General features: G+C 73.4%; 19 protein-coding genes and 1 tRNA gene. 9 read left to right on the forward strand and 11 right to left on the reverse strand.

Annotated elements, in window-relative coordinates:
• The first annotated feature begins 3 nt into the window (after positions 1–3).
• A tRNA-Arg gene (locus tag RM844_RS18485) sits at positions 4–76 on the forward strand.
• A 53-nt stretch (positions 77–129) separates the two neighbouring features.
• Here RM844_RS18485 and RM844_RS18490 read toward each other — a convergent pair.
• Positions 130–543 carry a hypothetical protein gene (locus tag RM844_RS18490; protein WP_311668361.1) on the reverse strand — a complete coding sequence of 138 codons (414 nt, stop codon included), beginning with the start codon at positions 541–543 and terminating at the stop codon, positions 130–132.
• Positions 544–911: 368 nt separating this feature from the next.
• On the opposite strand from RM844_RS18490, the gene RM844_RS18495 reads away from it, so the two are divergent.
• Together RM844_RS18495 and RM844_RS18500 are read left to right on the forward strand one after the other, a co-directional pair.
• Positions 912–1,955, forward strand: a complete 1,044-nt coding sequence (locus RM844_RS18495; RefSeq protein ID WP_311668362.1) for a hypothetical protein — start codon at positions 912–914, stop codon at positions 1,953–1,955.
• Positions 1,956–2,197: 242 nt separating this feature from the next.
• The gene (locus tag RM844_RS18500; protein ID WP_311668363.1) at positions 2,198–3,667 is read left to right on the forward strand and encodes an alpha-amylase; all 1,470 of its coding nucleotides are present in this window, start codon (positions 2,198–2,200) and stop codon (positions 3,665–3,667) included.
• A 76-nt stretch (positions 3,668–3,743) separates the two neighbouring features.
• Here the strand turns inward: RM844_RS18500 and RM844_RS18505 are convergent, their stop codons facing one another.
• Together RM844_RS18505 and RM844_RS18510 are read right to left on the reverse strand one after the other, a co-directional pair.
• Positions 3,744–4,622: an SAM-dependent methyltransferase gene (locus RM844_RS18505; RefSeq protein ID WP_311668364.1), complete on the reverse strand. Its 879-nt coding sequence runs from the start codon at positions 4,620–4,622 to the stop codon at positions 3,744–3,746.
• A gap of 181 nt (positions 4,623–4,803) precedes the next feature.
• The gene (locus tag RM844_RS18510) at positions 4,804–5,457 is read right to left on the reverse strand and encodes a DNA polymerase ligase N-terminal domain-containing protein (protein ID WP_394814542.1); all 654 of its coding nucleotides are present in this window, start codon (positions 5,455–5,457) and stop codon (positions 4,804–4,806) included.
• A 165-nt stretch (positions 5,458–5,622) separates the two neighbouring features.
• Here RM844_RS18510 and RM844_RS18515 point away from each other — a divergent pair, with 165 nt between their 5' ends.
• Positions 5,623–6,588: a UTP--glucose-1-phosphate uridylyltransferase gene (locus RM844_RS18515; RefSeq protein ID WP_311668365.1), complete on the forward strand. Its 966-nt coding sequence runs from the start codon at positions 5,623–5,625 to the stop codon at positions 6,586–6,588.
• Between the two features lie 84 nt (positions 6,589–6,672).
• Here RM844_RS18515 and RM844_RS18520 read toward each other — a convergent pair whose 3' ends face one another.
• Positions 6,673–7,239, reverse strand: coding sequence for a pyridoxamine 5'-phosphate oxidase family protein (locus RM844_RS18520; protein ID WP_449657328.1), 567 nt, complete (start codon positions 7,237–7,239; stop codon positions 6,673–6,675).
• 346 nt (positions 7,240–7,585) lie between these two features.
• On the reverse strand, positions 7,586–8,647 hold the full coding sequence (locus RM844_RS18525) for a GlxA family transcriptional regulator (RefSeq protein ID WP_311668366.1): 1,062 nt from the start codon (positions 8,645–8,647) through the stop codon (positions 7,586–7,588).
• A 70-nt stretch (positions 8,648–8,717) separates the two neighbouring features.
• On the opposite strand from RM844_RS18525, the gene RM844_RS18530 reads away from it, so the two are divergent.
• From RM844_RS18530 to RM844_RS18540, 3 genes are all read left to right on the forward strand, one after another.
• Entirely contained in the window at positions 8,718–10,079 is a 1,362-nt protein-coding gene (locus RM844_RS18530) for an APC family permease (protein ID WP_311668367.1), read from the forward strand.
• Positions 10,080–10,172: 93 nt separating this feature from the next.
• Positions 10,173–10,856, forward strand: a complete 684-nt coding sequence (locus RM844_RS18535; RefSeq protein ID WP_311668368.1) for an HNH endonuclease family protein — start codon at positions 10,173–10,175, stop codon at positions 10,854–10,856.
• Positions 10,857–11,066: 210 nt separating this feature from the next.
• On the forward strand, positions 11,067–11,867 hold the full coding sequence (locus RM844_RS18540; protein WP_311668369.1) for an exodeoxyribonuclease III: 801 nt from the start codon (positions 11,067–11,069) through the stop codon (positions 11,865–11,867).
• 198 nt (positions 11,868–12,065) lie between these two features.
• On the opposite strand, the gene RM844_RS18545 is transcribed toward RM844_RS18540, so the two are convergent.
• Complete coding sequence (locus tag RM844_RS18545; RefSeq protein ID WP_311668370.1) at positions 12,066–12,224, reverse strand: hypothetical protein; 159 nt, start codon at positions 12,222–12,224, stop codon at positions 12,066–12,068.
• A gap of 200 nt (positions 12,225–12,424) precedes the next feature.
• Here RM844_RS18545 and RM844_RS18550 point away from each other — a divergent pair, with 200 nt between their 5' ends.
• Positions 12,425–13,003, forward strand: coding sequence for a hypothetical protein (locus tag RM844_RS18550; RefSeq protein ID WP_311668371.1), 579 nt, complete (start codon positions 12,425–12,427; stop codon positions 13,001–13,003).
• Between the two features lie 42 nt (positions 13,004–13,045).
• On the opposite strand, the gene RM844_RS18555 is transcribed toward RM844_RS18550, so the two are convergent.
• The 5 genes from RM844_RS18555 to RM844_RS18575 form a co-directional block, all read right to left on the reverse strand.
• Entirely contained in the window at positions 13,046–14,167 is a 1,122-nt protein-coding gene (locus tag RM844_RS18555) for an LLM class flavin-dependent oxidoreductase (RefSeq protein WP_311668372.1), read from the reverse strand.
• Between the two features lie 189 nt (positions 14,168–14,356).
• The gene (locus RM844_RS18560) at positions 14,357–14,590 is read right to left on the reverse strand and encodes a hypothetical protein (RefSeq protein WP_311668373.1); all 234 of its coding nucleotides are present in this window, start codon (positions 14,588–14,590) and stop codon (positions 14,357–14,359) included.
• Between the two features lie 237 nt (positions 14,591–14,827).
• Positions 14,828–15,037 (reverse strand): DUF397 domain-containing protein, encoded by a 210-nt coding sequence (locus tag RM844_RS18565; RefSeq protein ID WP_311668374.1) that lies wholly within the window; start codon positions 15,035–15,037, stop codon positions 14,828–14,830.
• A gap of 190 nt (positions 15,038–15,227) precedes the next feature.
• On the reverse strand, positions 15,228–16,103 hold the full coding sequence (locus tag RM844_RS18570) for a helix-turn-helix domain-containing protein (RefSeq protein ID WP_311668375.1): 876 nt from the start codon (positions 16,101–16,103) through the stop codon (positions 15,228–15,230).
• 211 nt (positions 16,104–16,314) lie between these two features.
• Complete coding sequence (locus tag RM844_RS18575) at positions 16,315–17,112, reverse strand: GOLPH3/VPS74 family protein (protein WP_311668376.1); 798 nt, start codon at positions 17,110–17,112, stop codon at positions 16,315–16,317.
• Between the two features lie 226 nt (positions 17,113–17,338).
• Between RM844_RS18575 and RM844_RS18580 the strand changes: the two genes are divergently transcribed.
• A complete protein-coding gene (locus RM844_RS18580) occupies positions 17,339–20,110 on the forward strand; it encodes a D-alanyl-D-alanine carboxypeptidase (protein ID WP_311668377.1) in 2,772 nt (923 codons plus the stop codon).
• The last annotated feature ends 280 nt before the right edge of the window (positions 20,111–20,390 follow it).

Genomic DNA, 20,390 nt, shown 5'->3' on the forward strand with positions numbered 1-20,390 from the left:
CCCGCCTCCGTAGCTCAGGGGATAGAGCACCGCTCTCCTAAAGCGGGTGTCGCAGGTTCGAATCCTGCCGGGGGCACCTGATGCGAACGCCCCGTGGCCGGTTCCGGCCCGGGTCGTTCGGTCGTTCGGTCAGGCCGGGAGCCAGCCGGGCCACGCGGGTGGGACATTGCTCGCCGGGCAGCGGCCGGAGTCGCCAGGGTAGCCGGCCAACGTGCCCTGGGTCGCGAAGAACCACCAGGCCAGGCCGAAGGTCACGGCCAGCACCAGCAGCGCCGGCAGGGCGCGGCGGAGTGCCGGCGGCGCCGGCCGGGCCAGGCGTCGGCCGATGGCCAACGCCGCCGGCCCGGCGAGCGCGCCGACGCCGACGGCCAGCGGGAGCAGCAGGTTGAGGGTGAGGCGGCCGCCGGCGTCGTAGCCCGCGTCGCAGTAGGCGCGGGCCCAGACGGTCAACGCCCAGGCCGCGCCGCCGACGGCGGCTCCGAACAGCGTGGCGGCCGCCCAGGGGAGACCGGACGCGTCGGATCTTGGCTTGGCTGGGTGCACGACAGGACACCACGGCAAACGACTCCCGTACGGTTCCGAAACGGACCGGTCGAATCTGGGCGACGGTGCCGGCAGGACCACGTCGGGCTCCGCGTCCGGCGGGCCGTCGTCACCGAACCGCATCGGGTGGCCGCGTGGGTCAGGTGAGGCTTGGTGCGTCGCAACCTGGCGGAACCTGTGTGGAATCAGGGCCTCGCGCCGCCGAAGCTGTGCGGATTCGTGCGGACATGGTCACTGTCAGTGGCGCGCGCTAGGGTCGGCGCGACGCGGTGATCCAGCGTGCGGCGGAGGGCGACTCCGGTGCGGTGGGCGCCGCGTGGGCGCGGACAGTCGGGCGCCTCGGGGGACCGGACGACGGGGGAGTGGGGATGATGGCCGATCGGGCGCGGCGGGTCACGCCGGCGGAGTTCGTGACGGACAACAGGGCGCGGCTGGTCACCGGTTGGTCGGCGCTGGCGGTCGGGGCGGTGGCGCTCGCCGTCGGGCTGCCGGTGCTGCTCCAGCAGGGTGAGCAGCGCCGCGCGGGGTTCGGGCCCACGCTGCTGCCCGGGCTGCTGCTGGGGCTCGGCCTGGCGGGGCTGCTGTTGGGCGGGGTCCGGCTCTGGCAGGCCCTCAGTCGGCACGGCGAGTCCTTCGCGCTGCGCGAGGACGGCCTGGTCCACCGGGTCGGCGGCGCGAGCCGGCGGGTGCCCTGGGCGGACATCCGCCTGGTGCGCGAGGCCCGGGGGCGCGGCCCGAAGTGGCTCGGCTACGGCACCCATCTGCGGGTCCGCACCGGTTCGGGGGCCGACCTGCTGGTCACCGGTTACACGGCGGACGCCCGGCGGTTGGCCGAGGCGATAGCCGCCGGTGTCCGCGGCGCCGGGGCGGGCGAGGTGACGACGGTCCGCGCCTGGTGGTGGCCGGTCGGTTCAGCGTCGCTGCTGGCCGGCGTGGTGCTCTCGGCCGCCCTGTGGGGGCACGCACAGCGGGTGCCGGAGCCGGGCTTCGACGTGGCGTCCCCGCGCGCCTGCGCGTACTTCTCCGCGCGGGAGCTGACCTCCCTCCGGCTCGACGAGGGCGTTCGGCTGTCCGACCCGATCGACGAACGCATCGTCAACGCCTGCCAGTTCGCCACCCAGATCGTCTCCTCCAGCGGCGGCGCCTACGCCGAGCTGGTCGTGGTGCACGTCTGGTCGGAGCCGGCCGTCGAGCTGGCCGAGGAGTGGGGCTTCACGGCCCGGCCGGACGGCGCGGAGGGGTACGAGCTGCAGCGGGTCGGCAGCGCTCGGGTCGAGTCCTGCTCGGTGCTCTACGACATATCGGATACGGCCTCGGTCTCGGTGCGTACGATGCTCGGCGGCGGCGGGTCGGGAGGTTGCGCGGAGCTTCTGCCGGAGGCCGTCCCCGAGTTGCTGGAGAAGCTGCCCTGACGCCGCACCAGGGGGGCGCGCCGCGCCGCGCCCTCACGCGTACCGGCCGCTCGCCCCGTGGGCTCTTGCAAGAACTTGCGGTGCGGTCGCCCCACCCCCTCCGAAGTGGGCTTGAGCAGCGCGCCTTGTGCGAACTGTTTACAGCGCCGAAGTGGGCTCATACGATGCCGCAAGTTTCTGCACAGTCTTGCAGGAACGGCCGCTGGCGCGTGTGGCCTTCCGAAGCAGTCGAAGGAGCCGTAGTGCGCAGGACACCCCCACACCCCACCCCGCCCCGGACGACGTCGCGGCGGGCCGTCTTGCTCGGCCTGCCCGTCGCCGGGCTGGTCGCCGCCCTGCTGCCCGGTACCGGGCAGGCAGCCCCGGGCGAGCCGCAGCCGCTGCCCGCCGAGCGGACGGCCGAGGTCGCGCCGGCCGCCGCCGGGCACGACGTGATCGCCAACCTCTGGTCGTGGAACTGGACTTCGGTCGCCGGTGAGTGCACAGACGTGCTCGGCCCGGCCGGCTACGCGGCCGTCTGGGTCGCGCCGCCGCACGAGTCGCTGGCCGAGCCCAGCGGCGCCTGGTGGGACCTCTACCAGCCCTTCAGCTACCAGCTGAGCGGTCGCCTCGGTTCGGAGAGCGACTTCGCGGCGATGGCCCAGGCCTGCAACGACGCCGGCGTCCGGGTGTACACGGACGCGGTGATCAACCACACGGCCGCGATCGGCGGCACCGGTTACGCCGGCACCCAGATCAGCGACAAGTACCAGCCGCCGATGTACGAGCGCGCCGACTACAACGTCGACATCTGCGACCGGGAGATCAGCAACTACGACGACAAGTGGGAGGTGCAGAACTGCGAGCTGCTCGGCCTGCCCGACCTGAGCACGGACGACCCGGAGGTCCGGGCCGAGATCGTCGGCTACCTCAACGCCCAGATCGCTGTGGGCGTCTCCGGTTTCCGGGTGGACGCGGCCAAGCACATGCCGGCCGCCGACCTGGAGGCGATCGTCGGCGCCCTGGACAGCACGGTCGACGGGTCGGCGCCGTTCGTCTTCCACGAGGTGTTCCCCGGCTCCACGCCCCAGCCCGACGAGTACTTCGGCAGCGGCCGGGTGCTGGACTTCGCGGTCGGTGACCAGCTGAAGGGCGCCTTCCAGAGCGACATCTCCCAGCTGACCGGGTTCGGCTCCGGGCTGCTGCCGGCGGGTGACTCGGTCGCCTTCGTGACCAACCACGACACCGAGCGGGATGGCCGGCACCTCACCTACCGGGACGGCGACACCGCCGTGCTGGCCAACGTCTTCCAGCTCGCCTGGTCCGAGGCGCCGCCCACGGTCTACTCCGGCTTCGAGTACGCGGGTCGGGACGACTCCCCGCCGGCCGGCGAGGGCGGCTTCGTCACGGACACCGACTGCGACAACGGCTGGTACTGCCTGAACCGCGATCCCCGGATCACCGGCATGGTCGGCTGGCGGAACGCGGTGGCCGGCGACGGCCAGGTCGGCGAGATCCAGTCGCCGCAGAGCAACGTCATCGGCTTCGACCGGGGCAACGGGTTCGTCGCCATCAACAACGCCGACCAGGCGGCGACCGTCCAGTTCGTCACCCAGCTGCCCGACGGCAGCTATGACGACGTGCTCGGCGGCGGCGGTCAGGCCACCGTCTCCGGCGGCCAGCTGACGGTGGAGCTGCCCGCGAAGTCGGCCGTAGCGGTGCAGACCGGCTGAGCCTCCGCGCGCTCCCTCCACGAGCGGTGGCCCCGGTCCGACCCGCACGGGTCGAGACCGGGGCCACCGCCTCGGCTCAGCGCTTGACGGCCATGCCGCCGATCATCAACAGCCCGCTGTGGTCCAGCGGTTCGACGACCGGCTCGTCCGGCCGCCACAGCGGTAGCGGGACGAGCCCGGGCTCGAGCAGTTCCATGCCGTCGAAGAAGCCGGCGATCGTCTCCTGGCTGCGCAACTGCCCCCGCCCCAGCGACTGGATCAGCACGTCGTTGAGCTCCCGCGCCTGCGGGAAGGAGTTGCAGAAGTGGGTGACGAAGAGGTGGCTGCCCGGCACCAGTCGGGCCTTGTACCGCTCGACCAGGCCGGCCGGGTCCTCCTCGTCCAGCAGGTGGTGGAGCACCGCGACCATCAGCAGCCCGATCGGCCGGGAGAAGTCCAGGAAGCCGTCCACCTCGGGGCTGTTGAGGATCTCGTCGACGTCCAGGATGTTGGCGGTCAGCACCCGGGTGCGGTTGTTCTTGGCGAGGAGCGCCCGACCGTGGGTGAGCACGATCGGATCATTGTCGACATAGACCACTCGGGCGTCGGGGATGATCGCCTGGGCCACCTGGTGCGTGTTCTGAGCGCTGGGCAACCCGGAGCCGAGGTCGAGGAACTGGTCGATGCCCTGCTCCGCGAGGTAGCGGACGCCCCGGATGAGCAGGTCGCGGTTGACCCGCGCGCTGTCGACCCCGGCCGCGGAGACCCGCCGCCCCTCCTCGATCACCCGGCGGTCCACCTCGTAGTGGTCCTTGCCGCCGATCGCCGCGTCGTAGACCCGCGCGATGCTCGGCTTGGTGGTGTCGACCTCGGGGGGCTCCTGGCCGGGCCGGGGAACGGCCCAGCTCCAGTCGGTGGACGAGGCGCCGGCCTCGGCCCCGCCGACCGCGGAACCGTCGTTGCTCTGTTCCGTCATCGTGGCCCGCCCATTCCCCGGAATCGATTAAGCGTTCTGGGCAGAGTCTCTCATGGCCCGGTTCCGGATAGTTCGGCCGACCCGTCGGCCCGGCCGCCGGGCGGTTCCCCAAAGGTGCCGCCGGGCAGGGCAGTTGGCGGACCGGGCGAGCCCGCTGGCCAAGCCTCTCGGGCCGCACCGGTCAGGCGTGGCCGGGCCGGGAGGCCGAGTGGGCCGTCTGCCGCAGGGTCCGTCCGGTGCGCGTGGAACGGGCACGGACCGGGTCCGGGGTGCCGCGCCCGTCCGCGTGGCGGTCGTTCCGCTTCACCAGCAGCCAGGCACGCCTCCGGAACCGGGTCAGGGCATAGCCGCCGTGCAGCTTCCGCCCGTCCAGCCGGAACGTGAGGTGCCCGTGCGCCAGCGCCTCGGTGACCGACCCGTCCCGCTCCGGCCGCCAGGCGCCCTCGTCCCAGATGATCACCGTGCCGGCGCCGTACTCGCCCGGTGCGATGACGCCCTCGAAGTCGCGGTACGCCAACGGGTGGTCCTCGGTGGGCACGGCGAGCCGTTTGTCCCGCGGATCGGTGGACGGCCCCCTGGGCACGGCCCAGGACTTCAGCACCCCGTCCGCCTCCAGCCGGAAATCGAAATGCAGGGAGCTGGCGTCGTGAATCTGCACCACGAACCGGGGCGCGGAATCCGGCGGACTCCCGGTGCCACCCGGCTCGGCCGTTCGGGAGAAATCCCGGCGACGGCGGTACTCGGCGAGCGACTCGTCACCCGCGTTTCGCCGGGTGCCGGAGCGCCCGTGCGCGGGCCGGCGCCCGGCGGATTTCGCTGGGTGCGAGTCGTTCACCTTTCCATGCTGCCAGAGTCGGGCGGTACGCGCATTTCGTGGGCCGTTCGGGAATTCCGCGGGTAAACACGAAGTCGCCCGAGATGCCGTTCCGGTGCGCCTTGGTAGCGTCGATGATGCCCGCCGTCGCGCGGTGCCCGACATCGGCTCCGAAGGGTTTCCGTCATGAGCTCCAGAATTCGCAAGGCCGTCATTCCGGCAGCCGGCCTCGGCACCCGGCTGCTGCCGCTGACCCGCGCCTTGCCCAAGGAGATGCTGCCGATCGGCGACAAGCCGGTGATCGAGCACACGGTAAGGGAGTTGGTCGCCTCGGACATCGAGGAGATCATCATCGTGACCAGCGGCAGCAAGGACCTGATCCAGGAACATTTCCGGCCGAATCCGGGCCTGGTGGCCCAGCTGCGTGAGGCCGGAAAACACGAACTCGCGGAGAGCGTGCGCGAGGTCTCGGAACTCGCGCACATCACCTACATGTATCAGAACGGCCCCTACGGCAACGGCACTCCGGTGCTGAACGCCTACCGCATGCTGGGGGACGAGCCGATCCTGGTGCTGTGGCCTGACGACGTGTTCGTCTCCGAGGTGCCGCGGGCGCAGCAGCTGATGGCCGCCTACGCGACCACCGACGCCCCGGTGCTGGCCCTGATGCCGATGGACCCGGCGGAGTCGAGCCGCTACGGCGTGCCCATTGTCAAGGAGGACCTCGGCAACGGCTGCCTGGCCATCGGCGGCCTGGTCGAGAAGCCGGAGCCGCGCAACGCGCCCTCGCCGTTCGCGGCCATCGGCGGCTATGTGGTGACCCCCGGCGTGATCGCCGAGCTGGAGGAACAGACCCGCCGCTGGTACGACCGGCCGGACGGCGAGATCTACCTCACCGACGCGTTCAACGCGCACGCCGCGGAGCACCAGGTCTACGGCCAGGTCATCGACGGGACCTGGTACGACACCGGCACCCCCGAGGCGTACCTCAAGGCCCAGTTCGCCGCGGCCCTGGCCGACCCCACCTACGGCCCGTCGCTCTGCCAGCTCGCCGACGACCTGCGGGCGGCGGCGGCCGAGAAGGTCGGCCCGGACGGCCGGCCGGAGGCCATCACGACCTTCCCCGGCTGGGCCGGCCGCTGGTCCGCCTGACCAACCGCCCCGCCCCGTCCCGCCTCACCGCGCCCGGCGGGGCGGGGCGAGCGCCGGGTGTGGGGGAACGCCGCACGGCGGTTGTCAGTCGGCCGCTCCTCCGGCCGCTGCTTCGGTGCCCGCTTGCGCCGGGCCAGGCCGGTAGGAGAGGTCCTTCGCGGTCAGCCGCTCGGGGCGCAGCCGCAGCCAGACGCTGCCGCTGCTGCTCGGATCCGAGTACAGGTAGCGGGTGAAGCGGGCGTCCCACCGGGCCTCGTCGGGGCCCAGGTAGCGACTCAGTTTCCGTCGCCCGCGCGGGATGTCGAACGGCAGCAGCTCGGCGCTGCCCCGGGCGATCACCTGGCGCACCAGCCCGGTGGACAGGTCGCAGGCATCGACGACCAGCGCCACCGCGGGGTCGGCGGTGACCTGCCGGGGCAGCCGGGACCAGGGGCCGGTGAGGGTCCAGAACGCGCCGTCCTCCCAGAGGTACCAGACGGGTCGGACAGTGGGCCCGGCGGTGGCGATCCGCGCGGTCAACGGCTGCGCCAGGAACGCGTCCAGTGGGAAGGGGCTGGCCCAGGTGCTGGTCCCGGTGGGCTGGGTGCTGGGTGCGGTTGGCTCGGGGGCGGCGTCGGCGGCCCGCCCGGCCGGATCCGTGGTGTGAGGCATGGCGTCAGCCTCCCGGAACACCCGGGCGGGGCACATCGGGCGGTTGACCTAGGTCGTGCGGTGAGGGCGGTGAGGGCAGTGGGGGAGGTGGGTGGCGGCCGCGCCCAGGCCGGTGTCCGGGAGCAGCACCGGTCCCGGCGTCGGCGGGGGCCAGGTCGGGCACGGCGCTCGGGCACGGAGCGTGACGGGGATTGTCAGTGGCTCGTGGTTGGCTACGGAGTGTCAATCGGTGGTCTACTGAGGGGAGTCGGTGATGGGGGGATGGTGGCGTGGACCGCGGCGCCTGGCGTGCGGCTGGGCCCGGGCCTGCCGGCGGTGGCTGTGGCGGTGGCCCGGGCGCGCCGGTTCAGGGGGTGGGGCGGGCCCCGGCGGCCCGCTGTCGGAAGACATGGCGGTAGGTGGCGGGGGAGACGGTGGTGACACGCCGGAAGTGATGCCGCAGGTTGGCCGCGGTGCCGAGGCCCGCCCGCCGCGCCACGGTCTCCACCGGCTCGTCCGTGGACTCCAGCAACTCCTGCGCCAGCCGCACCCGTTCCTGGGTGAGCCAGCGCAGCGGGGTCACCCCCAGCGCGTCCCGGAAGCGCCGCGCGAAGGTCCGTTCGCTCAGCCCCGCGACCCGGGCCAGCCCGGGGACGGTCAAGGGCTGGTCGAGCCGCTCCCTGGCCCAGTCGAGCACCGGCGCGAGGCCGCCCCCGCCCCGGGTGACCGGCCGGGCCGGCAGCCTGGCGAACTGGCTCTGGCCGCCCTCCCGGTGCGGCGGGACGACCATCCGCCGGGCGACCTCGTTGGCGACGGCGCTGCCCAGGTCGCGGCGGACGAGATGCAGACAGAGATCGATCACCGAGCCGGTGCCGGCCGAGGTGAGGATCTCCCCGGTGTCGATGTAGAGCGGCTCGGGGTCGAAGTCGACCGCCGGGTAGCGGTGGGCGAAGTCGGCGGCGTTCATCCAGTGGGTGGTGGCCCGACGCCCGTCCAGCAGGCCGGCCTCGGCCAGCACGTAGGCCCCGGCGCACAGGGAGACCACCCGCCGCCCCCTCCGGTGCGCCTCACGAACGGCGTCCACCAGCGCGCCCGGCGGCGCCAGTTGGCGGGACCGGGCGCAGGCGGCCACCAGGACCGTGTCCGCCTCCGGCAGCGCCTCGACGCCGTGCGGAGTGGGCACGGTCAGGCCGCTCGCGGTGCGCAGCTCGCCCGGCTCTCCGGCGCAGAGCCGCAGCTCGTACCAGGGGTCCGCGAGGTCGCTCCGGTCGAGCCCGAACACCTCGCACGGGACGGCCAGTTCGAAGTCCGGCGTGCGGTCGGTGACGGCCAGCGCCACCACATGGCGGCGCCCGGCGGAGGGCGCGGCGGGGTCGGCCCGCGGGGCGGTCTCGGGAGGCGCTGTGGTGCCGGTGGGCGAGGCGGTCATGGCAGGAATTTAGCGCTGATCGCCGTTTCTGCCACTGGTCGGGGACGCGGCCGCCGCCAAGGCTTGGGCCATGACCGGAGATCCGAGCGAGACCACGGCCCCTGGCGGTCGGTTGGGCGTCTTCCAGGGCATGGCCCTCTGCGTGGGCGCCGTCCTGGGCACGGGGGTGATCGCGCTGCCCGCCCTGGCCGCGGAGGCCGCGGGGCCCGCCTCCTTGCTGGCCTGGCTGGCGTTGGTACTGCTCTCCGCGCCGCTGGCCGGTGCCTTCGCGGCGCTCGGCGCCCGCTACCCGGACGGCGGCGGCGTCTCGACCTACGCCAGGCTGGCCTTCGGCGAGCGGGCGGCGGCCGTCGTCGGCTGGTGCTTCTTCCTCGCCGTCCCGCCCGGGGCCACGGCCGCCGCGCTGTTCTTCGGCGACTACGTCGCGGCCGCCTGGGCGGGCGCGGGTGGGTACGCGGCCTGGGCCGCCCTCGCCCTGATGGTGCTGGCGATCGCGGCCAACGTGGTAGGGCTGCGGCTCACCGGGCGGCTGCAGCTGGTGCTCGCCGTGCTGCTCGCTGTGCTGGTGCTCGCCTCGGTGCTGCTCTCACTGCCCGACGTCCGCTGGGCGAACCTGCACCCCTTCGCGCCGCACGGCTGGTCCGCGATCGGCTCGGCCGCCACCCTGTTGGTGTGGAGCTTCGCCGGCTGGGAGGCGATCTCGCAGCTTGCCGGCGAGTTCCGGCGCCCGGCCCGGGATCTGCCGCGGGCGACGGCCGGCGCGGTGCTGGTGGTCGGCCTGCTCTATCTCTCGGTGGCCTTCGCGGTGGTGGCGGTGCTCGGCGCCGGCGCGGCCGACTCGGCCGCGCCGCTGGGGGAGTTGCTGGCGCGAGGGCTCGGTGGCCCGGCTCAGCCGCTGGCCGCGTTCGCCGCCCTGTTGCTGACCTTCGGGGTGCTCAACACCTATCTGGCCAGTGCCGCCCAGCTCGGCGCGGCGTTGGCCAGGGACGGGGCGTTGCCGGCCGGGCTGAGCCGGGGCGGTGGCGCCGGGCAGGTGCCGCGCCGCAGCCTCGCCGTGCTGGCCGGCTTGGCGCTGCTCTCCCTGGCGGTGGCGCTGGGCGTCGGGTTCGGGCCCAGGCCACTGGTGCTGCTGACCACCGGGATGTTCGTGACGGTGTACGCGGTGGGGGTGGCCGCCGCCCTGCGGCTGTTGCCCAGGGGCGGCGCCGGGTGGTGGGCGGCGCTGGTCTCGTTGGTGGCGGTGCTGGCGCTGCTGTCGCTGACCGGGCGCTATCTGCTCTGGCCGCTGGCGGTGGCGGCGGCCGCGCTCGGCTACCTGCGGTGGGCCGGCCGGAGGCGCGGGCGGCGGTCGGTGCCGGTGGCCGGAGCCGTGGCGTGCGGGGGGCGCTCGGCGGGCGGGCGCGCCCCCGGCACCGATCGCGAGCTGGCCTGAACACCACCTCACCACCGGCCAGTTGCCCGCGCCGCGATACCTTTCCGGTGACGGGGAAGGATCTTCGGGGGCGACGGCTGGGAGGCGTGGGGTATGGCACGGCGAGCTTGGGTGACGACGTTGGTGGCGCTGGCCCTGGCTCCGCTGGCCCTGACGGCCGGCTGCGGCGCGGAGGACGAGGCCGAGCCGCGGAACGACGCGGAGGCTCCCCCGTCCGAGGCCCCCTTGGAGCTGCCCGGGCTGCCGGACGCCGCCTCCGCCCGGGAGCAGTTGGCCGCGCTCACCGAGGCGGAGCCGGAGTCCATGGACGGGTACTCCCGCGACCACTTCCCCCACTGGAAGTCCGAGGACGGCTGCACCGTCCGGCAGCAGGTACTGCAGAGGGACGGCGAGGACGTCCAGGTCGGGGACGACTGCCAGCCCTCGTCGGGCACCTGGCTCAGCCTCTACGACAACGTGACGGTCACCGAGGCCGGCGATGTGGACATCGACCACATGGTGCCCCTGGCCAACGCCTGGCGCTCGGGTGCCAACGAGTGGACCGACGACGAACGGGAGGTGTTCGCCAACGATCTCATCCGCCCCCAGCTGCTGGCGGTCACCGCCAGGAGCAACCGGGAGAAGGGCGACCAGGGTCCGGACACCTGGGTTCCCGAGGCCAGTGAGTTCCACTGCGTCTACGGACGGGCCTGGACGGAGGTCAAGCACCACTACGACCTCACCGTCACCGCCGCGGAGCGGGAGACGCTGACGGAGCTGCTCGACACCTGCGCGTGACGCCAGCCCGTCTGACCGGTCCCGGTCCCGCCGGCGAGGGCGGCAGCACCGGGGTGGCTGGCGTGGTCGGCGTTGTCCTCGTGGTCGGCGCGGTCGCTGTGGTCGGCGCGGGCCAAGATCGTCCTACGTGACCAGGGCGGACGTTTGTTACGGTGCCTCGGCCCGGGCGCTGTCCGGGCATGTTCCCCGGGCACAGAAAGTGGGAGTCCCGTGCTCACCGTGACAAGCGTCAACGTCAACGGCCTCCGGGCGGCGGCCAAGAAGGGGTACCTGGAGTGGCTGGCCGGCTGCGCCGCGGACGTGGTCTGCCTCCAGGAGGTCAGGGCTGAGGAGGCCCAGCTGACCGAGGAGGTGCGCCGCCCGGCCGGCTGGCACGCCTACTACGCGCCGGCCGCCGCCAAGGGGCGCGCCGGGGTCGCGGTGCTGACCCGGCGGGAGCCGGACGCGGTGCGGGTGGGCTTCGGCGCCGAGGAGTTCGCGGACTCCGGCCGCTACCTGGCCGTCGACCTGCCGGGGATCACGGTGGCCAGCCTCTACCTCCCCTCGGGTGAGGTGGACACCCCGCGCCAGGACGAGAAGGAGCGCTTCATGGCGGCCTTCCTGCCGCACCTCGTGGAGCTGCGCGCCACCGCCGTCGCCGGCGGGCGCGAGGCCCTGGTCTGCGGCGACTGGAACATCGCTCACCAGGAGGCCGACCTGAAGAACTGGCGCGCCAACCGCCGCAACTCGGGCTTCCTGCCCGAGGAACGTGCCTGGCTCTCCCGGGTGCTGGGCGAGGAGGGCGGCTACACCGACGTGGTCCGCGCGCTGTATCCGGACCAGGACGGCCCCTACAGCTGGTGGTCCTACCGGGGCCGGGCCTTCGACAACGACACCGGCTGGCGGATCGACTACCAGATGGCCACCCCGGGGCTGGCGGAGCGGTGTCTGAAGGCCGAGATCGAGCGGGCGGCGACGCACGCGGAGCGCTGGAGCGACCACGCCCCCGTGACGGCGGTCTATGACCGCTGAGCCGGGATGTCCCCGTCCCGTGTGAGGCGGGGCGGGGACGGCCACCGCGGGGTGGCGGCGGCGGTGACGGAGTGCGGCGGTAGGGCGAGCCGGGCCCGTGGTGGTGCCCTCCCTGGAAGGGGGTAAGGAGGCCGACCGGGCGGGCGTCCCTGGTGGTGCCGGCGAGCCCCGGGGGTGGGCTCGAATCCGGGCGACGGGTCAGCCGCTCTGCCCCAGCCCCTTCATCCTGCGGTCGAGATCCGACAGCCGGTTGACCTCCTCCAGACGCTCGCTCAGCGACGGCCGAGCGTCCTGGACTTCCGTGGCGGGGGCCGACTCCTGCGGTCCCGCCGCCGGTTCGACGCTACTGCTGCTCATTGGGGCTCCTGAGGGTGGGAGTTGAGCGAGGAGAGAAATCTCCTTGTACGACCACCATCCAAGCAGCCGGGAGCCGGATGCAATTGCGTCTCACACTTTCAACACAGTGGCATATGTCAGGCGGAGATACCCGGGGCCCTCCTACGGGTGCGCGGGACTCGCCCGGGGGTTCGGCTGGTTTCCCAGGTGAGCGGCCGGGGATGGATAGCTGCGGAGTCCGGGAGCGGCCCGGCGCCAGGAGACGGGGCGACATGGAGCACGCCGGCTGGGAGCACACCCTGGGGGCGCGCGTTCGCGAGCACCCCACGGACAACGCGCGCCGGCGCACCGCCGTGGTCTGGTCGCTGCTGGTCGGAGTGGTCGGAGTCGCCGCCGGCGTGCCCATTCTGCTGGCCACCTTCGACCACGACGACAGCACTACCGGATCGAACGTGCTGCCCGGGTCCGTGTTGGGCATCGGCCTGGTCGGGCTCGGTTTCGGGGTGGCCCGGCTGGTCGACCTCCTGCGTGGCGAGGGCGAGGTCTTCGTCAGGTACCAGGGCGGCCTCGTCCACCGGCGGGCCGGTCAGGAGCGGGTGATCCGCTGGGCGGACGTCGCTTCGGTACGGCAGCGGAAGACCCGGGCGCCTTTGGCATATGCCATGGGTAATGACATTGATCTTCGGGTGCGGCTGCGCGACGGCGGCCGACTGCGCATCACCGGCTACACCCAGGACGCCGCGGAGCTGGCCCGGCCGCTGCTCCAGGCCGCTCCGCCCGCCCCGGGCCGGGAGAACTAGCCGCCTCACGGCCCGGAGCGGCGACCGCGGCGGTCGCCCGACTCAGTCCGCGGACAGCTGGGGCAGCTCGTACGCGTCCGCGATCAGCTCGTAGCTGCGCACCCTGGCCTCGATGCTGTGGGCGTTGGCCGTGAGCATCAACTCCTGCGCGCCGGTGCGCTCGGCCAGCTCGTCGAGTCCCTTGCTGACCTGCTCCGGCGTGCCGTAGACGATGTTGCCCAGCCACTCGTCGACGAACTCCCGCTCCATCGGCGTGAACGGGTAGGCGGCGGCCTCCTCGGCCGTCGGCACCAGCCCCGGCCGGCCGGTGCGGAGCCGGATCATGGACAGCGCCCCGGTGAGGATCTGCGCCTGCGCCGCCGCGGCGTCCTCGGCGGCCAGCGCGGAGACCCCGATCAGCGCGTACGGCTCGTCCAGCACCGCCGAGGGGCGGAACGCCGACCGGTAGAGGTCGAGCGCCGGGAGGGTGTTGGCCGCCGAGAAGTGGTGCGCGAAGGCGAACGGCAGCCCCAGCTGGCCGGCCAGCCGGGCGCTGAACCCGGACGAGCCCAGCAGCCACACCGGCGGGCGGGCCGGTGACTGCACCCCGCCGGCGGCGCTCGCCTGCACCGGCCCCGGCACCGCGTGCACCCGACCGTACGGGTGGCCGTCGGGGTAGTCGTCGTCCAGGAAGCGGATCAACTCCGAAAGCTGGCTGGGGAACTCGTCGGGGCCGTCCTCGCGCCCCCGGCGCAGCGCGGCGGCGGTGGCGCCGTCGCTGCCCGGCGCACGCCCCAGCCCCAGGTCGATCCGCCCCGGGGCCAGCGCCTCCAGGGTGCCGAACTGCTCGGCGATCACCAGCGGCGGGTGGTTGGGCAGCATCACGCCGCCGGAGCCCAGCCGGATCCGCTCGGTGTGCGCGGTCAGCCGCGCCAGGATGACCGCCGGCGAGGAGCTGGCCACGCCCGGCATCGAGTGGTGCTCGGCGACCCAGAACCGGTGGAAGCCCCGCCGTTCGGCGAGGCGGGCCAGCCGGGTGGTGGCCTCCAGGGCCTCCCGCGCCGTGTGGCCCGCGCCCACGGTGGCCAGATCGAGCACGGAGAGCGGCACGGGCGCGCGGCCCCGGCGCACTCCCCGAATCTCGTCGCGCCCGCCGCGTGCCCTGCTCTCGGCGCCCTCGGTCACCCTGCTCGCCTCCCAGATCGACTGTCCGTGGTCGGGAGCCCGCGGGCTCCCGAAAGGCGGCAACCCGGCCGGGCGGCCGTTCATTCCAGGACGGGTCGGGCGATCGTGCCCGGGCGGCCCCCGGCGGCCGTGGGCGTGCCGGGCCGTCCCGGGCGGCAGCCGGGGCGGGAGTGGCGGGGGCGGGGCGGCTCAGGGCAGGTAACGCTCGATGGCGGCCGGGCCCTCCTCGGCCAGCAGTACTCTGGCCTCCTCGATCAGCTCGGGTGTGGGTTCCCGCCCGCTGAGTCGCACCAGGTCCTCCGGATCGATCGGTCCCTCGGCCCCGGTGTGCAGCAGCCGGTCCGGTGTCGGGAGCTCCGTGTGGCGCTGCTCGCCCGATTCGGGTGGTTCGTCTGGCGTGGGTGGTTCAGGTGACTGGGGCATGGCACCTCCCTGTTTGTCAGGGTAGGGGCAGCCCCGGTGCCTCGCCATCGCACCCACGGCGCGCGGCCGAGGGCGGACGCCCCGGAACGCCCCCGCGATTCCGGGACGCCCGCCAGCCTGGTGGGTGCGCCCAACCCAACCCGACCCGACCGGGCCGGGGCGTCGCCCGTGCCCCGCGCCGCCGGGCCTTCGCGCACCCCTGTCCCCGGGGTCGGGGTCGGGGGACGCCGGGGTTGATCAGTCCGGCCGGCTCTGGGACGGCCGCACGGTGTCCAGGAAGGTGGACCAGGACCCCGTGGGGAAGCCCAGGCGCGGCCCGGCGGGAGCCTTCGAGTCGCGCACCGCCAGCCGGTCCTGGGCGGGGAGGCGCACCTCCACACAGGCGCCCTGGCCGGCCGAGTGCGAGGAACGGGTCCAGACTCGCGTCTTGCCGTGCTCAATTGCCATGCCAACTCCGGGTCTTGACGTCTCAACAGGGAACGCCGCGACCGTACTGTCCGACCGGGGTGACCTCGGCCCCGTTTCATCAGGGTGAGTGATTAATTCCCAACTTCCCTTAAAGAGTTGCTAGTTGGGGTGTAAAGTCAGGCGGTTTCGATGGCCTGCCCGGCGGTGGTGGCCGGCGGCCCGGCGTCCGTCAGTCGGTCGGCTGTCGGTCGAACTCCTCGATGAGTTGGCGCACGAAGAGCCGGGTCTGGTCCGGGCTGTACGCCTGGGCCCGCAGGTGCTCGTACATGATGCTGTAGTGCTGCACGTCGTGCGGCTTCTCCAGGTACAGGTCGTTGGTGCCGCCCTCCAGGTAGATGACCGTGGTGTCGGCCGCCTCGGAGAACTCCATGATCGTGTACTGCCCGTTCACGCCGGGGTGCGCGCCGGCGGAGAACGGCATCACCTGGAGCGTGACATGCGGCAGCTGGGAACACTCCTCCAGGTGCCGGAGCTGCTCCGCCATGGTCGCCGCGCCGCCGATCGCCCGCCGCAGGGCCGACTCGTCCACCACCGCCCACAGCCGGAGCGGGGTGCGGTCCTCCCAGATCCGCTGCTGGCGGCGCAGCCGCACCTGCACCCGGCTGGCCACCTCCTCCTGGCTGACCTCCGGCAGCGCTCCCGATATCACGGCGGCGGCGTACGCCGGCGTCTGCAACAGGCCTGGCATCACCTGGGGTTCGTACACCCGCAGCGAGGAGGCCTCGGCCTCCAGCCCGATGTAGACGCTGTAGCTCGGTGACAACTCGGCGAACGCGTGCCACCAACCCTGCTGGCGGGACTCCTTCGCCATCTGCATCAGCGACTCGACCAGCTTGGCGTCCTCGACCTCGTAGACCCCGCAGAGGTCGCGCACGTCCCGTGGGCTGATGCTGCGGCGGCCGTTCTCCAGCCGGCTGATCTTGGACTGGGACACCAACAGCCGGTCAGCGACCTCCTCGGCGGTCATCTGCCGGTCCTCGCGGAGTCTGCGCAGCTCCTGCCCTAACCGGCGTCTCCGAACAGTCGGATTGACGTTCCCCGACACGCGTGCCCCTCCGTCGATGCCCGGGCGACCACGGTGATCGCCGCTGCCTTGCAGCCTGCCACCCGGCCCGGTACGTCCGCTGGCGTTTCGCGACAGATTCGCGACAGAGGGTGCGCGGTCACGAGCGCGGGGTGTGGTGTCGAGCGGCGAACCGCCCGTCACCACACCCCGCGCCCGCTATGCGGCTCCCGGTGAGGTCACTGTGAAAGCGCTAGTGCGACAGCGAAGGGCGTACCGCGGCTCGGGTCACTCCTCTCCGCCTGCCCTGGTCGGAAACCGGCTGAGACTGCCCGACCACGCTCATCGCCGCGCCCGCCGGCGCGCGCCCTGGGGGGCGTGCGCCGGCGCTCTGGGGCTGTGAGCGCCGTGCGGCGGCGGCCTGTCCCGCCACCCCGTTCTGCACGTCCATGACAGCGTGAGCGACGAGCCCACCCATCGGATCGTGCCGGATCAGATCCCGGAGCCTGGAGCGTGACGACCGCCCCTCGTTCCCGGGATACAGGTGCTTGCCGAGGCCGACCGAGTGCGCCAGCGCCGCGAGGGCGGCGGTCCTGGCGTCCGGGGGCGTCCCGGTGCGGATCGCGGTGTCCAGCCGAGCCCGGATCTGCCTGCTGACCGCCGTATCCGTCGCCTGATACCGGGTCGTCGGCAGCACTCCGCACATCTGGTTCTCCACCGCGTGCACCATGCCGCAGCGTTCCAGATGTGAGAGATAGGTCTGGCGGAGCCCGAGTCTGGGCCCGCCGATCCAGTGGACCGCACGCACCGGAGAGCCGCGTCTGCGCAGCAACTCCAGCGCGGAGTCCAGGGTCGGATCTCCGGTCGGCCGCGGCAGCACCACGGCTATTCGGTCCCCATCAGGGGCTATCCGGCCTGCCAGGGCCAGCTCGACGAGCTGCGCTCCGGCCAGGCCGAGGTCGAGCGACTGCGGCTGCGCCGTGGTACCCGTGGTCGGGTCCAAAGCGAGAAGCAGTAGCTCCTCTGGAATGGTCCTACGACTCCTGCCCATCCATGCCTCCCCGCGTGGATGAAAGACAGGGTGACGCCTCTCACATTGTTCTGTCGAGAGTGCGTGGTCGCTTTGGTGTGGAACCCGTAGATATGTCGTTAACGTCCTGGAGGGTAGGCGGCGCGAAGGAGTCGACGCGGGCATGGCGTACCGAGGTGCACAGGACCCGGCAAACTGGTAGGGACCAGCAGCCGGTTCATTCAAGGGTCGTTGCGAGGAGGCATGGGTGTCGGGCGAGTCCCCGGACAGGTCGGATCGGGAGCGGGAGCAAGAGTCATCGGAGAAGACGTCTGAGAACCCCGGAAGGGTTCCACAGGACGCGAAGGTTCCCGGGGACGACAGGGGAGAGGCCGCCGCCGAGGCGGCCCAGGACGACGCCCAGGGGGGCGGCGGGGGTTCGGAGGAGAGCGCGGAGAACAGGCCCGAGCGGGACGGCGGGAGCGGGCGCGGTGCCGCGGACGCCACGGGCGGCGAGAACGGTGCGGCCGGTGCGCGCCCGGACGGGAGCGCCGAGCCGGCCGCGGGGAGCCGAGGGATAGCGGAGCGGGCCGCGTCGCGGTCGGACGACGGGGGAGAGGCCGACGACGAGGCCGAGGACGAGCCGGCGACCGACGAGGCCACCACGATGTTGCGGCTGCCCGCCTCCGACGAGGCGGCGGGGGACCGGCTGACCACGGAGCTGCGGGTGCCGGCGCCCGACACGGACAAGATCGCGGCCGAGGACGCGGACGAGGACGAGGACGAGGACCCGGGCGTGCGGGCGGCGGCGGAGCCCGCGGGGACCGGAGCGGGCCGCGCTTCCGACGCCGCGGCGGACAGCGCGGCGGACGACGAGGCCGGCGAGGGGGACGACGCGGACGCGGACGAGGCCGCGGACGCGGGCGGTAAGGCCGGGGACGGTGACGCCGACGCGACGGCGATGTTGCGGCTGCCCGCCTCCGACGCGGCGGTGGGAGACCGGCTGACCACGGAGCTGCGGGTGCCGGCTGACGCCGGTGACCGGGGCACGACCGTGCTGCGCCTGCCCGCGGACGAGGACTCGGCTGAGAGGCCGGCTGAGAAGCCGGACGAGGAGCCGGCGGGGAAGGAGAACGCGGCCGGGGACGGTGACGCCGACGCGACGGCGATGCTGCCGCTGCCCGCGGACTCCGACTCCGAGGCGGACTCCGAGGCGGACTCCGACGACGAGGGGAGTGGCGACCGGACGCCCGCCACCACGGCGGTGTTGCCGGTGCCCGGCGACGACTCCTCGCTCGGGGAGACCGTGCCCAGGGGCCCGGTCGACCCGAGGAAGCCGGTCGACGAGAACGCCGCGAAGGGCACCGCGGCGGAGGACGACGAAGGCGACGACGGGGGCGAGCCGGCGCCGGAACCGGGCGCGTCGGCCTCCGGCAGTGCCAAGCCGGCCGTTCCCGAACCCACCGGAGCCGACGCCGAACCGGCCAAACCCGCAACGGAACCGGCCAAACCCACGACCAAGCCGGCTGCTTCGGACACCGTGCCCGACGAGCCGGCGGCGGCGCCGGAGGCCGCCCCGGCGAAGCCGGACCAGCCGCCGCTGGCCAAGCCGGCGGCGGGCGCGGACCGCCCGGCGCCGCCCAGGCCAGCCGAAGCCCCCGCGCCCGCGGCGGAACCGGCGCCGGCCGAGCCCGCCGCCGGCCCGGCCGTGCCGCCGATGCCGGAGCAGGCGCCGCCGCCGGCGGACGCCGACCGCGATCCGCTGGAGCTGCTCGCGGCGCTCACCAACAAGCCCGCGCCGCCGCCCACTCCCATGCGCACGCTGGTGCGCCGGGTGAAGATCTGGACACCGCTGGCTGTCCTGGTGATGATCATCTTCGTGGTCGCGCAGTCGCTGCGGCCGCTGCCCGAGCCGAGTCTTGAGCTGACCGCGTCCGAGACCTTCACCTTCGACGGTGAGTTGGGCGAGGTGCCGTGGCCGGCGCAGGGGCAGGCGCAGCTGAACGTGGCGGGGCTCGGTTCGTTCGGTTCCTCGGGTGAGCAGGAGCCGGTGCCGATCGCCTCGGTGGCCAAGGTGATGACGGCCTACGTGGTCCTCCGTGACCACCCGATGGAGCCCGGGACCGACGGCGCCATGATCCCGGTGGACCAACAGGCCGAGGAAGACGCCGGGTTGAGCGCGGACAACGAGTCCACCGTCGAGGTGGAGGCGGGCACCGAGCTGACCCAGCGGGAGGCGATCGAGGCGATCATGATCGCCTCGGCCAACAACGTGGCCAGGCTGCTGGCCCGTTGGGACGCGGGCTCGGAGGAGGCCTTCGTCGAGAAGATGAACGAGGCCGCCGCCGAGCTGGGCATGGCGGACACCGTGTACACCGACCCGAGCGGGCTGCGGCCGGAGACGGTGAGCACGGCCGCCGACCAGGTGAGGCTGGCCGAGGCGGTCATGCGGGACCCGTTCTTCCGCGAGGTGGTCCGGATGCCGAACTACGAGGACAGCAACGGTCGGACGCACTACAACTGGAATCATCTGGTGCCGATGAACGGCGTCGTCGGGATCAAGACCGGCACCACCACGGCCGCCGGCGGGAACCTGATGTTCGCGGCCGAGCAGGAGGTCGGCGGCACCCCCCGGCTGATCGTGGGCGCGGTGCTGGCCCAGCCGCCGCACCCGTCGGACAACTCGATCCTGACCGGCGCGCTGTCCGCCGGTGACGCGTTGATGCGCTTCGCGCAGGCCGAGTTGGTCAGCGAGCCGCTGCTGCCGGCCGGTGAGGTGGTCGGCGAGGTGGACGACGGGCTGGGCGGCGGCGTGCCGTTGGTGATCACCGAGGACCTGCCGGCGGTCGGCTGGCCGGGCCTTGAGGTGCGGCTTGAGCTGCACGAGCGGGCGGACGGCGTGCCGGGGTCCGGGGCGGCCGGCACGGAGGTGGGCACCCTGGCGGTCGGTGAGGGGGACGAACGGGTAGAGGTGCCGGTCGCGTTGGCCGAGGACCTCAGCGAGCCCGGCTTCGGCGCGCGGTTGACCAGGATCAGCTGATTCGAGGGGCGCCGGCCCCGAACGCCGGTCGCCCTTGCGCGCGTTCATGTTCGGTCAAGGCGGTTTCCGCGCCGGTCCTGTCGGTTCAGGGCCGGCGCGGAGCCGTTTCGGGAATGATCGGCACCGACTGCGTGTCCGGTTCTCGGCCATTCGAATGCCGCCTGGGACCGGACGGGATCGGAGGGGGACGGAGCGGAGCGGGCGGGGATCGGCCCGGCGCGGGCGCGCCGCCGGCGGGCCGCACCGGCGCCCCCCGGAGCAAGGCGCGCCCCGCCGGTGC

Source organism: Streptomyces chisholmiae (assembly GCF_031845445.1).
In the GTDB taxonomy this organism is placed as follows: Bacteria; Actinomycetota; Actinomycetes; order Streptomycetales; family Streptomycetaceae; genus Streptomyces; species Streptomyces chisholmiae.

What these genes read in the sequence shown, in the direction of transcription:
- RM844_RS18495 (WP_311668362.1), top strand. Translation starts at nt 912, where the DNA reads ATGATGGCCGATCGGGCGCGGCGGGTCACGCCGGCGGAGTTCGTGACG.
- RM844_RS18505 (WP_311668364.1), bottom strand. Translation starts at nt 4,622, where the DNA reads ATGACGGAACAGAGCAACGACGGTTCCGCGGTCGGCGGGGCCGAGGCC.
- RM844_RS18515 (WP_311668365.1), top strand. Translation starts at nt 5,623, where the DNA reads ATGAGCTCCAGAATTCGCAAGGCCGTCATTCCGGCAGCCGGCCTCGGC.
- RM844_RS18520 (WP_449657328.1), bottom strand. Translation starts at nt 7,239, where the DNA reads ATGCCTCACACCACGGATCCGGCCGGGCGGGCCGCCGACGCCGCCCCC.
- RM844_RS18525 (WP_311668366.1), bottom strand. Translation starts at nt 8,647, where the DNA reads ATGACCGCCTCGCCCACCGGCACCACAGCGCCTCCCGAGACCGCCCCG.
- RM844_RS18530 (WP_311668367.1), top strand. Translation starts at nt 8,718, where the DNA reads ATGACCGGAGATCCGAGCGAGACCACGGCCCCTGGCGGTCGGTTGGGC.
- RM844_RS18535 (WP_311668368.1), top strand. Translation starts at nt 10,173, where the DNA reads ATGGCACGGCGAGCTTGGGTGACGACGTTGGTGGCGCTGGCCCTGGCT.
- RM844_RS18545 (WP_311668370.1), bottom strand. Translation starts at nt 12,224, where the DNA reads ATGAGCAGCAGTAGCGTCGAACCGGCGGCGGGACCGCAGGAGTCGGCC.
- RM844_RS18550 (WP_311668371.1), top strand. Translation starts at nt 12,425, where the DNA reads ATGGATAGCTGCGGAGTCCGGGAGCGGCCCGGCGCCAGGAGACGGGGC.
- RM844_RS18560 (WP_311668373.1), bottom strand. Translation starts at nt 14,590, where the DNA reads ATGCCCCAGTCACCTGAACCACCCACGCCAGACGAACCACCCGAATCG.
- RM844_RS18565 (WP_311668374.1), bottom strand. Translation starts at nt 15,037, where the DNA reads ATGGCAATTGAGCACGGCAAGACGCGAGTCTGGACCCGTTCCTCGCAC.
- RM844_RS18575 (WP_311668376.1), bottom strand. Translation starts at nt 17,112, where the DNA reads ATGGGCAGGAGTCGTAGGACCATTCCAGAGGAGCTACTGCTTCTCGCT.